We start from the raw sequence: 13,545 nt of genomic DNA, 5'->3' as shown, positions 1-13,545 counted from the left end.
TATGTGGAAAAAAATTATTCCTGCTGTCGCTATTTTAAGCACCATGACTTTTTCAAGCGTGTTCGCCGCTCCTCCATCTCAGACTCCTGCTGAACAAAACCGATACATAGACGTACAAATGCTTGGTATTAACGATTTCCATGGACAACTAGACACTGTAAAAAAAATTAACAATAAAGAAGCTGGCGGCGCTGATTATTTAGCTACTTATTTAAAAGAACGTAAAAAACAAAACCCTAATACACTTCTAGTACATGCCGGTGATATTGTCGGCGCCAGCCCACCAGTTTCCGCATTATTACAAGACGAACCAACAATTGAATTTTTAAATGACTTAAAGTTTGATGTTGGTACAATCGGAAACCATGAATTCGATGAAGGTATCGATGAAATGAAACGCCTCATTTACGGTGGTTACCATGAAAAAACAGGGAATTTCAAAGGAGCAAACTTCCCTTATGTCGCTGCAAACTTCTATAACAAATCAACTGGCCGCTTATTTTTACCACCATTTACTGTAAAAATGGTTGACGGAGTTCCTGTAGGATTCATTGGAGTTGTTACAACGGATACGCCAAATGTCGTTATGCCTACTATGCTTAAAAATGTAGAAATCACTGACGAAGTAGAGGCTATTAATAAATCAGCGCAACAATTAAAGCGTCTCGGCGTTAAATCTATCGTAGTCCTTGCGCATGTCGGCGGAACAACTGATGAGTCTGGTGTAACAAATGGAGACCTCACTCGAATTGCAAATGAAACAGATCCAGTAGTTGATGTTATTTTTGGTGGACATAGTCATACGTATGTAAATGGTACAGTTAATAATAAACTTATCGTCCAAGCGAACTCTTACGGAACGGCTTTCTCAGATGTAGATGTAACAATTGATCGTAAAACAAAAGATATTGTTAAGAAAAAAGCTGAAGTTATTACAACATATCATGAAGGTGTAGAGCCTGATAAACAAGTAAAACAAAAGCTAGACCAATATAAAGAAAAAATCGCACCGCTTGTAAATGAAGTTGTCGGAAAATCTACAGCAGCTATCGACCGTAAACAAAACGATGCTGGTGAGTCCACTCTTGGAAATGTAATTGCCGATGCACAGCGACAAACAATGCAAGCGCAAATCGCTCTTATGAATCCTGGCGGCATTCGTAATGACTTAGACGCTGGAGATATTACATGGGGCGAATTATACGGTATTCAGCCTTTCGGGAATCAATTAATTAAAGTAGATTTAACAGGTCAAGATATTCGCGAGATTTTAAATCAACAATGGCAAAAAGGTGCAACGAGAATGCTCCAAATCTCAGGTATCCAATATACTTGGGATGCAAATAAACCGAATGGTGAAAAGGTTACTAATATCCGTTTAACAAATGGTGAAGAATTAGTTTCTACGAAAACGTATAGCGTAGTTGCAAATGCTTTCCTAGCTTCGGGTGGTGATGGATTCGTATCATTTAAAAATGGAAAAAATGCTGAAACGGGTCCAAACGACTTTGAAGCGTTAGTCGATTATGTAAAACAATTGAAAGAACCGATTCAGCCGATTATTGATGGACGGATTCAAAAATTAAATTAAATATTTTTCAAATAACTGTATGTGCTGTAAATGGAAAATGTCGTTCCCTATAAAAGGAGCACTTTTCATTACAAATTATACGCACATACCCTTTAACTTTTTCGTAATATACATGAACCTGAAAAAGGATACTCGTTCTTACTTTGAACATAGTATCCTTTTCTTCATTTATCTAAATGTGATACCTCATTAAAATCATATCGTTGCAAAAATTCCTGTAGTGCCTCTTCTACAATTTTAGACTTTTGAATCCCTTTAACTTCGGATATAACATCTAATCTCGCTAATATTTCCGTATTAATAGAAAAGGTTCGTTTCTTTTTCTCTGAAATTCCACTTATAATCGGCACGCTTACTTCTTCTCTTTTTCTTAACAATTCATAAATACTTTGCAATTGTTCATAAATTAGTAATTGATAATCCGTTTTTGCATATTGAAGGGCAGTAGCTTCTTGGATTTGTAAATGACGCGGCTCTTCTCCATCACCTATAAAGATGCGTTTTTTCTGCTCTCCATCATATTCATATCCAATCATTCTTAATTTCTTTGATAATGTATATGGGCTCATTTCAAGCCGTTTTGCTATAATTGCGATTGATTCGCGTCTATTTAAAGAATCAATAATTTCTCCAATCGTCACATTCTCCCTCCTCTCTTAATCGCCTAAACTTGAAACCTGACCAGTATGTTATGATACAATGATTTTCTAGTAGTATATGCAAAAGAAAGAGCCTGTGCGCTTCATACCATTTAAGAAAAGGAGGTTTACATATGCTTTTTCGTAGCTATACACCTCAGTTTTATAACGAAAAGAAGCAATTAATCCCTAACAGTATCGCTACGATAGAAAGCGTTATGATTAATGACCGGAAACAATCTCTCCTTATACGCGGGCAAAACGTGGAACAGCCTATTTTATTATGCTGTCACGGCGGGCCTGGTATGGCACAAATTGGCTTTATTCGTCATTTTCAAAAAGAGTTAGAAAAGCACTTTATCGTTATTAATTGGGATCAACGCGGGGCTGGTAAATCCTTTTTATTGCGAGATATCCAAACAAATTTTACGATTGATCAATTTGTTTCAGATGCAAAAGAAGTCATTCAATATCTTCTTAAAAGGTTCAATAAGAAAAAATTAATTCTTGCCGGTCATTCATGGGGAAGTATTATCGGACTAAAAGTCGCTAGTCAATGCCCTGAATATATAGAAGCATATATCGGCATCGGTCAAATCGTACATATGAAGCAAAACGAAGAATTACTATATCAACATTTAATTAGCTCTGCAAAAAAACATGACCATAAAAAAGCATTAGCTTCTCTTTTAAAATTAGGGAAACCGCCCTTTTTAGATACACGACGTCTCATCATTCAAAGAAAGTGGCTTGGCACATTCGGCGGAGCAATCCAAAACGGATCTTCCTTTTCTTTCATACGAAAAGGTTTCTTTTCTCCTGAATATACGCTATTAGATTGGTTCAAATTTCTCGCAGGAAATTTAAAGTCAGGAGTTTTATGGGAAGAGATGCTAACAATCGATTTCTTTTCGTCTATTTCAAGTTTATCTGTTCCGGTTTATTTTTGTTCTGGTCGCTATGATTATCAAACTCCTTACGCACTCGTTCAACAATATTGCGATATTATTCACGCTCCGATTAAAAAAATGATTTGGTTTCCAAACTCGGCACACTCTCCAGATTTAGAAGAGCCTGAACTATTCGCTCAATCTTTACAATCAATTAAACAAGAGCTATCTTTTCAACATGCATAACGACAGGCTCTTTTACATTTCATAAAAAACATCTTATAATAATATGTCGCAAGTATATGTCACTGCAAACATTTGCTTGCCTTAACAGAATAAAAATTAGGGAGATTACATTTATTATGAACGCTGTACTCATCGCAGTAGCAGTCATGCTAGTGCTTAGTTTGTTACGTGTCCAAGTCATTGTCGCCATCATCGTTGGAGCTTTAACAGGCGGACTTATCGGTGGACTCGGTATTTCAGAAACAATTAGTACTTTTACAACTGGTCTTGGGAACAGTGCTCCTATCGCATTAAGCTACGCAATGCTCGGTGGATTTGCTATTTCACTTTCAAAAACAGGACTTCCTGATGCAATGATCCAATCAGCTTTAAAATGGATTGGCAACGAACAAGACACGAAAAAACAAGTCTATTCTAAAATACTCATATTATTTATCATTTTAACAATGGCTTGTTTCTCACAAAATATTATCCCTGTTCATATCGCCTTCATCCCGATCTTAATTCCAGCACTTTTAAAAGTATTAAATGAGCTGAAGGTGGATCGTAGGCTTGTAACATGTCTTATTACATTTGGATTAATTACCCCTTACATGTGGGTCCCAGCAGGATTCGGAAAAATTTATCATGACGTATTGCAAACAAATGCTGCGCAAAGCGGGCTTACATTTGATGTCGCTCTTATTCCAAAAGCAATGACTATTCCAGCAATCGGTATGATTATTGGATTATGTGTAGCGGTTTTCATTACATACCGAAAACCACGTACGTATGAAACGGAACAAGTTCATGCTACACAGAATGAAATCGTTCCCTATACAAAAAGAAGCATTACTTTTGGTTTATTATCAATAATCGCTACATTAACTGTTCAATTAGCAACAGAATCAATGATCTTCGGTGCTTTAGCAGGTATTATCGTCTTATCAGTTAGCGGTAGTCTCCCTCTTAAAGAAGCCGATGCTATTTTAACGAGCGGAATGCGTATGATGTCCTTTATCGGATTTGTTATGATTTCTGCCGCTGGATTTGGCGCTGTTCTTCGAAAAACTGGACATGTTGAATCTCTTGTGCAAACGAGTGCACATATAATCGGAAATAATAAACCGCTTGCTGCATTTCTTATGCTCGTTATTGGACTTCTCGTTACGATGGGAATTGGTTCTTCCTTTTCAACCATCCCAATCTTAACAACAATTTTCGTACCCTTATGCGTCCAGCTTGGATTTAGTCCAATGGCAACAATCGCAATTATCGGTACAGCTGGTGCACTAGGTGATGCAGGTTCTCCAGCATCTGATAGTACACTTGGACCAACGTCCGGTTTAAATGCTGATGGTCAGCATCACCATATATGGGATACATGTGTACCAACTTTTCTACACTATAATATACCGTTACTTATATTCGGCTTTATTGCCGCAATTACACTATAAAAGGTGCGTTTTATCAACGCACCTTTTACTTTGTTGTTTCTCTCTCAATACATCTAAATTCTGTTTCCACTTCTTCTTGTCCCACTTGTTTCTTCTTTATTTTTCCTATTAACTGCTGAAATGCTATTTCCCCATTTTCTTCGATATAACTTCCAATCGTCGTTAATGATGGGCTTATCCATTCACCCTCTGCACTCCCGTTAAATCCAATGATTTGCAACTTATCTGGTATATGAATATTAAGCGTTTTCGCCGCCCTGATTAGCTCAATAGCAATCTTATCACTTGAAGCTACAACCCCATCTATGTATGGATGTTTTTGTAACAATTCAAGAAACTGTTGATTCGTATACCCTTGTACAATTTCCTCTCGATAAGAAAGTCCTTCTTTCCAAGCAGTATCTAAAAACCCTGCCACATGCTCTTCCATTTCTTCACTTTCTACTCCCTCGCCAATATAAGCAAGAAACTGGCAGCCTTTCTCTTTCAATAAAGAAACAGCTTTCTGCCCACTTTCATAATAACTAGTCAGAGATTGTCGTTCTTCAAGCACAGCGAAAGGAAGTGAGATTTCTCCTATACTTTGAAAAACAGATTTCGTCAATATAACGCCTGCGATGTTATTTTGCGCCAACATATCTATGTATCTATTCTTATTTTCTATATTACAAACTACTACTTGATACCCTTCTTTATATGCTATTTCCTCAACGAAACGGAGCAAAGTGATGTATGATGGATTATGCAAAGTATCTACCAGTAATGCAATCATTGTTGAAGGTTGTTTAAATAAAGGCTTTGCTGTCGCATTCGGTCTATATTGTAACTCTTCAATTGCTTGCTTTACTTGTTTTACCGTATCTTCATGGACATATCCTTTTTCATTAATAACTCTTGAAACGGTTGCAACTGAAACACCAGCCAATTTTGCAACATCACGTATAGTTGCCACATCGTCACCCCTTAATATGGTAATAGATTACAATTTTAAACTAAACCAAAATATAACATTCGTCAAGAATATTGTTTTATATTTCTGAAAATTGTTACACAAATTTCACTTTTCTTACAAAATATACTCCAACTGAATTTCATGTAAAATTGCAATATTATCATGACCAATAAACGGAATCTCTTTTTTTATTTTTCGTGCTTCCTTCACGGCGTCCATGTATAAGTTCGTCATTATGAAATTACGTTTTTGATAAAATCGGAGTGCGCTCATATTATCATTCGTCGTAATGAGCCACACTTTTTTACACTCATTTTCCCTTGCCATTTGCAATACACAATCCACCAGTTTTGTTCCAATCCCATTTCCTTCCTCAAAACTATCTAACGATACAATTTCACACATGCTTTTTAGTATTTCACACGTTATAATTCCTACTATTCTGTCATTTTTAAGTGCAATAAAACCAGGTAATTGTTCTAATTGATGTGCTCTGCCTCGCGAGACCATCATTGAACTCCCCCAGCTTTCACACATAAAGACCCGAATTGTTTCTTTCATTTCTGGTGTAATTTTTTGTATATGAACCATATACGATTTCTCCCCTTTTTATATCATTGTGATACAATGTAAGTGTATCATATGTAGAGGTATTTGGAGGATGAGGTAAAGTATGAAACGTTTTTTTACAGCATTGTTTACTATACTAGGTGCAATAACTGCGATTGGGATTTTCTTTACAAATAAAGTTATGTACTTGAAGAAAAAGACAGAGGAAGAAGTTTTAGAACGCGAAACGAAAAAGCATTTTCATTTGGACGATTTTCACGCTATTCAAAAAGAAGAAATTCACATCTCTTCTCAATTTGGATACGAACTTCACGGATACTACATGCCAGCTGGGCATTCCAATAAATTTATGATTTTTTGCCACGGTGTGACTGTAAATAAAATGAATTCCGTTAAGTATGCAAACTTATTTTTAAGCAGAGGATATAACGTATTTATTTATGATCATCGCCGCCATGGTAAAACAGGTGGTAAAACAACAAGCTATGGGTACTATGAAAAACACGATTTAAAGTCAGTAGTTGACTGGCTAAAAGGTCGTTTTGGAACAAATATTATCCTTGGAATTCATGGTGAATCTATGGGGGCTGCAACCCTTCTTCAATATGCAGGGCTTGTAGAAGATGGTGCCGATTTTTATATTGCAGATTGCCCTTTCTCGGATTTTTACGGACAGTTACAACATCGTTTAAAAGTTGAATTCCATTTACCCAAATGGCCTTTATTACCTTTAGCAAACGCCTTTTTAAAGGTTCGTGACGGCTATACAATCCGTGAAGTTTCACCAATTGATTGTATAAAAAACATTAATAATCCTGTTCTTTTTATACACAGTAAAGATGATGACTATATTTTATCTGATATGACAAAATCACTTTATGAAGCGAAGGAAAATAATAAACAACTTTATATTGCAGAACATGGTGCACACGCTTGTTCTTATAATGAAAATAAAGAAGAGTACGAAGCTGCCATCGATCAATTTTTAAACACATATGTAAAAGAAACAAAAAACAGGCTTGCATAAGCCTGTTTTTTCACTGCGCTAAAACGTCTGTAACTTGTTCCATATTTTCAGAAATCCACTTTATTGCCTCATCTAGCGTCAGAAATTCCGTCGTTTGAAAGGTCACCTCATCTTGCAATAACCAAACATCTTTCGGTTCTTGTCCTACACCTGCGATTGACCAATGAAGTAAACTATATGGATGATTATCATTCAAAAATGATGCCCACGTGCGCTCATTTGCAATATTTTGTAGTGTTCGTAATTTTTTATCCATCTTTCGTCACCTTACTCTAGTCAGTTATAAAAACTATTATAACACTCTCTTCTCTCTCAAATAAAGTGCTCTTTTTGTATTGTCAAGTACTCTCCCTGATTATATGATGAGATTAAGCGTTTGGGAAGGAGGGATAAGGTTGGCAAAAGTACAAATTAAAGTAAATGATAATGGCTCTTTTCGCGTTACAGGGGACGTGGAATTAGTTGACTCACAAGGGAATGTATTCCCAGCAAAACCAGCATTTTCTTTATGTCGTTGTGGTTTATCGAAAAACATGCCTTATTGCGATGCTTCGCATAAAGGCAAATTCGAGTCTGTTGTTAGAGCACCCGAGGCAGAATAGTTTTGTACGTAACATGCACATTTTTTTGTGCATGTTTTTTCTTTTTAGCAACTCCGTTATATCCCTTCTCCTTACAACATTTCTCATACTTTTTTCCCCATTCCAGCCTACATATATTTTCACACAATTCTTCACATTCGAATATTTTTTTCTAGCCTTTTATTTTTTTTGTGCTATAATTTGAGCAAACAACATCCTTCGGGGTCGGGTGAAATTCCCAACCGGCGGTGATGAAGTGCAAACTTCTAAGTCCGTGACCCGTTTTCAACTCGAAAACGGTGGATCTAGTGAAACTCTAGGGCCGACAGTATAGTCTGGATGGGAGAAGGATATGTTTTCTAGTAATTTTATATAGCGAATACACTTTTATTTCAGTATGCATATTTATAAAGTTTCATTTTGAATCTTTATATATGTTTTATTTTGTATACTTATGTTTCTATACTGGAATAAAAAGATACGACTAGCGTTTGAAAAATTCGATATTTTGCTAGGTTTTTTTCCTTATGCCAAAATATCAGTCATCGTTAGGTTTCTTTCCTATACTTTCGTATTCGAACTATATTTCTAGAAATCACGTCTCCCAAACCCCAAGGATTTTATATCCTTGGGGTTTTTTGATTTTTTCAGGAGAGGTGAAGAGAATGACAGATCAAGAATATATGAGGATTGCCTTGCAGTTAGCACAAGGTACAACTGGGCAAACGAGTCCAAATCCTATGGTTGGTGCTGTTGTTGTAAAAGATGGAAACATTGTTGGAATAGGTGCCCACATGCATGCTGGTGAAGAACATGCTGAAGTTCATGCTCTTCACATGGCTGGTGAAAGAGCAAAAGACGCTACTGTTTATGTAACACTTGAACCATGTAGCCATTTTGGAAAAACACCCCCTTGCTGTGAATTACTCATTGAAAAAGGAGTTCAGCGCGTTGTAATTGCTACCCTGGATTGCAATCCCCTCGTTTCTGGCAATGGAAAAAGGAGATTAGAAGAAGCTGGAATCGAGGTAACTACTGGTGTTCTTGAGGCGGAAGCCACTTTATTAAATCGATACTTTTTTCACTATATGAAAACGAAACGTCCCTTTGTAACAATAAAAACAGCAATGAGCTTAGATGGAAAAACAGCAACTGTAACGGGTGAAAGCCAGTGGATTACAGGCGAAGAAGCACGCGCTGATGTTCACGAATATCGTCATATGCATGATGCTATCCTAGTCGGTGTGAATACAGTTCTAACTGATAATCCACACTTAACAACACGAATTCCAAACGGAGGTAAACATCCTATACGTGTTATTTTAGATACCCACTTACGAACGCCGCCATCTTCTCATGTCATAACAGATGGCTTAACTCCGACATGGATTATTGTCGGTAAGGATGTAAATAAAGAGAAAATAGCGTCTTATGAATCTAACAATATAGCTGTATTCCAAATGAAAACACAGCAAATTGAAATACAAGATGTCCTATCCCTACTCGGTGAAAAACAAATTCTTTCTCTGTTCGTTGAAGGTGGTCAAACGGTGCATGCAAACTTCTTAAAAACAAATAGTTTTAATGAAATTGTGACCTATATTAGCCCGAAATTAATTGGTGGAAAAGATGCACCCACTTTATTTGGCGGAGCTGGTTTTTCGAAGTTACAAGACGCACTTTCCTTAACAATTCAAGAGATGAAACAAATTGGTAATGATATAAAAATTGTTGCAACCTTAAAAAGCGAGGTGATGGAATGTTTACAGGAATTGTAGAAGAGTTAGGAACGATATCAAGCATGACTCAAAGCGGGGAAGCAATGAAACTAACTATTAGCGCAAATCAAATTTTATCGGATGTTAAGCTGGGTGATAGTATCGCGGTTAACGGCATTTGCTTAACCGTAACTAATTTTACAACTACTTCATTCACTGTCGACGCAATGCCCGAAACAATGAAAGCAACATCACTTCGTATGCTAAAGCCCAGTTCCAAAGTGAATTTAGAACGGGCGATGGCTGCAAACGGACGATTCGGGGGACATTTCGTCACCGGACATATCGATGGTATCGGTACGATTTTAACTAAAAAACAACATTATAATGCCGTCTATTACAAAATAGCAATTTCTGATGAATTACTACGCTATTGTTTGCATAAAGGATCCGTTGCTGTTGATGGAACGAGTTTAACGATATTTGATATAGACGATTCTTCTATTACCATTTCACTCATCCCGCACACAGTAAGCGAATCTGTTATCGGGGACAAGAATGCTGGAGATATCGTAAACATTGAGTGTGACATGATTGGTAAATATATCGAACGCTTTATTACTAAACCTGTAAAAAGAACTGATTCAATGACCGAAAGCTTTTTACAAGAAAACGGATTTCTATAAGGGGGAAGCACAATGTTTCATCGTATTGAAGAAGCTCTAGAAGATTTAAAACAAGGAAAAGTCGTTATCGTATGTGATGATGAAAACCGAGAAAATGAAGGCGATTTTATTGCTTTAGCAGAGTACATTACACCAGAAACGATTAATTTTATGATTACACACGGTCGTGGTCTCGTTTGCGTACCGATTACGGAAGGGTACGCAGAACGTCTACAGTTAGAACCAATGGTTTCTCATAATACGGATTCGCATCATACTGCCTTTACAGTAAGCATCGATCACGTTTCTACAACAACAGGCATTAGTGCTCATGAGCGCGCTACAACAATACAGGAATTATTGAATCCCGCATCTAAAGGAACTGATTTTAACCGTCCTGGACACATCTTTCCATTAATCGCGAAAGAAGGTGGCGTCCTTCGCCGCGCGGGTCATACAGAAGCTGCTGTCGATTTAGCAAAACTTTGCGGAACTGAGCCAGCTGGCGTCATTTGCGAGATTATAAATGAAGATGGGACGATGGCACGTGTACCTGATTTAATGCAGTGTGCAAAACAATTCGATATAAAAATGATTACAATTGAAGATTTAATTGCTTATCGCCGTCATCACGAAACACTTGTGACGAGAGAAGTGGAAATTACATTACCTACAGATTTCGGTACTTTTCATGCAATTGGCTATTCTAACTCATTAGATATGAAAGAACATATTGCACTCGTAAAAGGTGATATTTCAACAGGCGAACCTGTACTTGTACGCGTTCATTCTGAATGCTTAACAGGCGATGTATTTGGTTCGTGCCGTTGTGATTGCGGACCACAGCTACATGCTGCACTTGCTCAAATTGAGCGTGAAGGTAAAGGTGTTCTTCTCTATATGAGACAAGAAGGACGAGGTATTGGTCTTCTTAATAAGCTGCGTGCTTATAAGTTACAAGAAGAAGGGTTAGATACTGTAGAAGCAAATGAAAAACTTGGGTTCCCAGCTGATCTTCGTGATTACGGTATTGGGGCTCAAATTTTAAAAGATTTAGGCTTACAAAGTTTACGATTATTAACGAATAATCCACGAAAAATTGCTGGCTTACAAGGTTACGATTTAGAAGTAACCGAGCGTGTACCGCTGCAAATGCCAACAAAAGAAGAAAATAAAACGTATTTACAAACGAAAGTAAACAAATTAGGACATTTACTAAACTTATAATTAAGGGAGAGATAAATTATGGTATTCGAAGGTCATTTAGTTGGTACAGGATTAAAAGTTGGGGTTGTTGTTGGGCGCTTTAATGAGTTTATTACAAGCAAGTTACTTGGCGGAGCTTTAGATGGATTAAAGCGTCACGGTGTAGAAGAGAATGATATTGATGTTGCATGGGTTCCTGGTGCATTTGAAATTCCTTTAATCGCTAAAAAGATGGCAAATAGCGGAAAATATGATGCTGTTATTACATTAGGTACCGTAATCCGTGGTGCTACAACACATTACGATTACGTTTGTAATGAAGTAGCAAAAGGTGTTGCGTCTTTATCACTACAAACGGACATTCCAGTTATTTTCGGTGTATTAACGACAGAAACCATTGAACAAGCGATTGAACGTGCAGGTACGAAAGCTGGTAATAAAGGATATGAATCAGCCGTTGCTGCCATTGAAATGGCTCACTTATCAAAACAATGGGCATAAAAAAAGAGGCTGCGGCCTCTTTTTATTTTTTCGCTTTTTTTCGTACATCTTTTATTAATTCATTCATCGTTTTTCCTTCTGTCTTTATACGAAGTGCTTGCGCTGTTCTCCATACATTCTCTCTTTTTTTCGCTTCTTCTATAATAGTAATTTCTTTTCGTACTTCCTTTAAATCTTTCCCTTCCGTTTTCAATCCAAAATGTTCAGCTTTCGTTCGAAAATGTTGTTCAATTCTTTGGTACATCTCTTTTTGTTCAGGATTTTCAGCGGCCTTAACTGGATCAGTACTTATTGCTTTTATTAAAATTAGACAGGTCATAATCGCTAATATGTATTTGTGCATGTAAAATCCTCCAACCCAATATAAAATACATATTTACTATGTACAACTAGGGCTTGGAAAATTCGTCCACAAAAATTCTTTTTCTCACTCAAAATCCATTCGTATCAAGTGATAATAGCCTTTTATTACATTTTATTTACAAAAAAAGCAAACTCTTTTACAAGTTTGCTTTTTCCTCTATCTTATAGTGCACATTCCTCAATCTCAAAACCTAAATCTTCAATCATACCCCAGTCCGCAGTCGGTTCTTGTCCAGCTGTTGTTAAGTAATCCCCTACGAAAATAGAGTTTGCTGCAAATAAGCCGAGTGGCTGTACAGAACGTAAATTAATTTCGCGACCTCCTGAAATACGAATTTCTTTTGTTGGGTTTACGAAACGCATCATCGCCAATACTTTTAAACATTCTACAGGTGTTAAATCTTTTTGTCCTTCAAGCGGTGTACCCTTTACAGCAACGAGGAAATTACACGGAATAGAATCTGCATCTATACGTTGTAATTCAAATGCTATTTCAGCACGTTCTTCAATTGTTTCTCCCATTCCAAAAATCGCCCCAGAGCATGGTGAAATACCAGCTTGTTTCGCTTTTTGAACTGTATCAACACGATCGTCATACGTATGAGTTGAGCAAATGCTATCATAATTGTTTTCATGCGTATTTAAGTTGTGGTTATAACGATGAACACCCGCTTCTGCTAAGCGTCCTGCTTGATCTTCGTTTAAGAAACCTAAACAGCAACAAATCTTCAAATCTGTCGTTTCACGAATCTCCTTCACAGCCCCAATTACGTGATTTACCTCTTTATCTGTCGGGCGACGGCCAGATGCTACAATACAATATGTACCCGCTTTACGGCGAATTGCTTCATGTGCTCCTTCTACAATCTTCTCCTGCGTTAACCATGCATATTTATCAATTGGTGCTTCTGAAATAATAGACTGTGAACAATACCCACAATCTTCAGGACATAAGCCAGATTTCGTATTAATAATCATATTCAATTTTATTTTCTTACCAAAATGATGATGACGAATGATGTAGGCAGCATTCATAATTTCTAAAACTTCTGTATCATCAGCTTCTAATATTGCTATTGCATCTTCTTTCGTAATCATTTTCTCTTCTACTACGTCGTATGCAAGTTTTTTCCAATCCCTTTTTGTTTGTACTTGTTTCAT

15 protein-coding genes and 1 riboswitch are annotated in these 13,545 nt (G+C 36.9%); of the genes, 9 read left to right on the top strand and 6 right to left on the bottom strand.

Translation table 11 applies throughout. The features are described from left to right. Position 1: 1 nt before the first annotated feature. Positions 2-1,591, top strand: a complete 1,590-nt coding sequence (locus JDS80_RS02115) for a bifunctional metallophosphatase/5'-nucleotidase (RefSeq protein ID WP_199636938.1) — start codon at positions 2-4, stop codon at positions 1,589-1,591. Between the two features lie 164 nt (positions 1,592-1,755). Here JDS80_RS02115 and JDS80_RS02110 read toward each other — a convergent pair whose 3' ends face one another. Next, complete coding sequence (locus JDS80_RS02110) at positions 1,756-2,232, bottom strand: ribbon-helix-helix domain-containing protein (RefSeq protein ID WP_071771587.1); 477 nt, start codon at positions 2,230-2,232, stop codon at positions 1,756-1,758. 131 nt (positions 2,233-2,363) lie between these two features. On the opposite strand from JDS80_RS02110, the gene JDS80_RS02105 reads away from it, so the two are divergent. Further along, complete coding sequence (locus JDS80_RS02105) at positions 2,364-3,365, top strand: alpha/beta fold hydrolase (RefSeq protein WP_071746981.1); 1,002 nt, start codon at positions 2,364-2,366, stop codon at positions 3,363-3,365. Positions 3,366-3,481: 116 nt separating this feature from the next. After that, positions 3,482-4,801 (top strand): Na+/H+ antiporter family protein, encoded by a 1,320-nt coding sequence (locus JDS80_RS02100; RefSeq protein ID WP_071771588.1) that lies wholly within the window; start codon positions 3,482-3,484, stop codon positions 4,799-4,801. A gap of 25 nt (positions 4,802-4,826) precedes the next feature. Here JDS80_RS02100 and JDS80_RS02095 read toward each other — a convergent pair whose 3' ends face one another. Continuing rightward, positions 4,827-5,753, bottom strand: a complete 927-nt coding sequence (locus JDS80_RS02095) for a LacI family DNA-binding transcriptional regulator (protein WP_199636936.1) — start codon at positions 5,751-5,753, stop codon at positions 4,827-4,829. Positions 5,754-5,867: 114 nt separating this feature from the next. Then, complete coding sequence (locus JDS80_RS02090; RefSeq protein ID WP_071771590.1) at positions 5,868-6,344, bottom strand: GNAT family N-acetyltransferase; 477 nt, start codon at positions 6,342-6,344, stop codon at positions 5,868-5,870. 82 nt (positions 6,345-6,426) lie between these two features. On the opposite strand from JDS80_RS02090, the gene JDS80_RS02085 reads away from it, so the two are divergent. Further along, positions 6,427-7,350, top strand: coding sequence for an alpha/beta hydrolase (locus tag JDS80_RS02085; RefSeq protein ID WP_071771591.1), 924 nt, complete (start codon positions 6,427-6,429; stop codon positions 7,348-7,350). Positions 7,351-7,360: 10 nt separating this feature from the next. Here the strand turns inward: JDS80_RS02085 and JDS80_RS02080 are convergent, their stop codons facing one another. Further along, positions 7,361-7,606, bottom strand: a complete 246-nt coding sequence (locus JDS80_RS02080) for a DUF2552 family protein (RefSeq protein ID WP_071746986.1) — start codon at positions 7,604-7,606, stop codon at positions 7,361-7,363. 139 nt (positions 7,607-7,745) lie between these two features. Between JDS80_RS02080 and JDS80_RS02075 the strand changes: the two genes are divergently transcribed. The 5 genes from JDS80_RS02075 to ribH all read left to right on the top strand — a co-directional run bounded on the left by JDS80_RS02075 (position 7,746) and on the right by ribH (position 12,021). Then, the gene (locus JDS80_RS02075; RefSeq protein ID WP_001151582.1) at positions 7,746-7,952 is read left to right on the top strand and encodes a CDGSH iron-sulfur domain-containing protein; all 207 of its coding nucleotides are present in this window, start codon (positions 7,746-7,748) and stop codon (positions 7,950-7,952) included. A gap of 190 nt (positions 7,953-8,142) precedes the next feature. Further along, positions 8,143-8,286, top strand: a riboswitch (FMN riboswitch). 310 nt (positions 8,287-8,596) lie between these two features. After that, on the top strand, positions 8,597-9,709 hold the full coding sequence (gene ribD, locus JDS80_RS02070; RefSeq protein WP_199636934.1) for a bifunctional diaminohydroxyphosphoribosylaminopyrimidine deaminase/5-amino-6-(5-phosphoribosylamino)uracil reductase RibD: 1,113 nt from the start codon (positions 8,597-8,599) through the stop codon (positions 9,707-9,709). Next, entirely contained in the window at positions 9,691-10,335 is a 645-nt protein-coding gene (ribE, locus tag JDS80_RS02065) for a riboflavin synthase (protein ID WP_071746988.1), read from the top strand. Before ribD ends, ribE begins: the two co-directional genes overlap by 19 nt. A gap of 12 nt (positions 10,336-10,347) precedes the next feature. Further along, a complete protein-coding gene (gene ribBA, locus JDS80_RS02060) occupies positions 10,348-11,541 on the top strand; it encodes a bifunctional 3,4-dihydroxy-2-butanone 4-phosphate synthase/GTP cyclohydrolase II (RefSeq protein ID WP_071746989.1) in 1,194 nt (397 codons plus the stop codon). An 18-nt stretch (positions 11,542-11,559) separates the two neighbouring features. Continuing rightward, a complete protein-coding gene (ribH, locus tag JDS80_RS02055; protein ID WP_000230892.1) occupies positions 11,560-12,021 on the top strand; it encodes a 6,7-dimethyl-8-ribityllumazine synthase in 462 nt (153 codons plus the stop codon). Positions 12,022-12,043: 22 nt separating this feature from the next. Here the strand turns inward: ribH and JDS80_RS02050 are convergent, their stop codons facing one another. Together JDS80_RS02050 and bioB are read right to left on the bottom strand one after the other, a co-directional pair. Next, positions 12,044-12,364 carry a hypothetical protein gene (locus tag JDS80_RS02050; RefSeq protein WP_199636932.1) on the bottom strand — a complete coding sequence of 107 codons (321 nt, stop codon included), beginning with the start codon at positions 12,362-12,364 and terminating at the stop codon, positions 12,044-12,046. Positions 12,365-12,546: 182 nt separating this feature from the next. Beyond that, positions 12,547-13,545 (bottom strand): biotin synthase, encoded by a 999-nt coding sequence (bioB, locus tag JDS80_RS02045; protein WP_199636930.1) that lies wholly within the window; start codon positions 13,543-13,545, stop codon positions 12,547-12,549.

Origin of the sequence: Bacillus cereus group sp. N8 (assembly GCF_016483685.1) — a bacterium.
Lineage (GTDB): Bacteria > Bacillota > Bacilli > Bacillales > Bacillaceae_G > Bacillus_A > Bacillus_A proteolyticus.
The sequence above is the reverse complement of the archived record's forward strand: the minus strand, read 5'-3'. Positions and strand labels throughout refer to the sequence as shown.

Excerpts from the sequence above, each read along its gene's own strand:
- JDS80_RS02115 (WP_199636938.1), top strand. The coding sequence starts at position 2 with ATGTGGAAAAAAATTATTCCTGCTGTCGCTATTTTAAGCACCATGACT.
- JDS80_RS02105 (WP_071746981.1), top strand. The coding sequence starts at position 2,364 with ATGCTTTTTCGTAGCTATACACCTCAGTTTTATAACGAAAAGAAGCAA.
- JDS80_RS02100 (WP_071771588.1), top strand. The coding sequence starts at position 3,482 with ATGAACGCTGTACTCATCGCAGTAGCAGTCATGCTAGTGCTTAGTTTG.
- JDS80_RS02090 (WP_071771590.1), bottom strand. The coding sequence starts at position 6,344 with ATGGTTCATATACAAAAAATTACACCAGAAATGAAAGAAACAATTCGG.
- JDS80_RS02085 (WP_071771591.1), top strand. The coding sequence starts at position 6,427 with ATGAAACGTTTTTTTACAGCATTGTTTACTATACTAGGTGCAATAACT.
- JDS80_RS02080 (WP_071746986.1), bottom strand. The coding sequence starts at position 7,606 with ATGGATAAAAAATTACGAACACTACAAAATATTGCAAATGAGCGCACG.
- ribD (WP_199636934.1), top strand. The coding sequence starts at position 8,597 with ATGACAGATCAAGAATATATGAGGATTGCCTTGCAGTTAGCACAAGGT.
- ribE (WP_071746988.1), top strand. The coding sequence starts at position 9,691 with ATGTTTACAGGAATTGTAGAAGAGTTAGGAACGATATCAAGCATGACT.
- ribBA (WP_071746989.1), top strand. The coding sequence starts at position 10,348 with ATGTTTCATCGTATTGAAGAAGCTCTAGAAGATTTAAAACAAGGAAAA.
- ribH (WP_000230892.1), top strand. The coding sequence starts at position 11,560 with ATGGTATTCGAAGGTCATTTAGTTGGTACAGGATTAAAAGTTGGGGTT.
- JDS80_RS02050 (WP_199636932.1), bottom strand. The coding sequence starts at position 12,364 with ATGCACAAATACATATTAGCGATTATGACCTGTCTAATTTTAATAAAA.
- bioB (WP_199636930.1), bottom strand. The coding sequence starts at position 13,545 with ATGAAACAAGTACAAACAAAAAGGGATTGGAAAAAACTTGCATACGAC.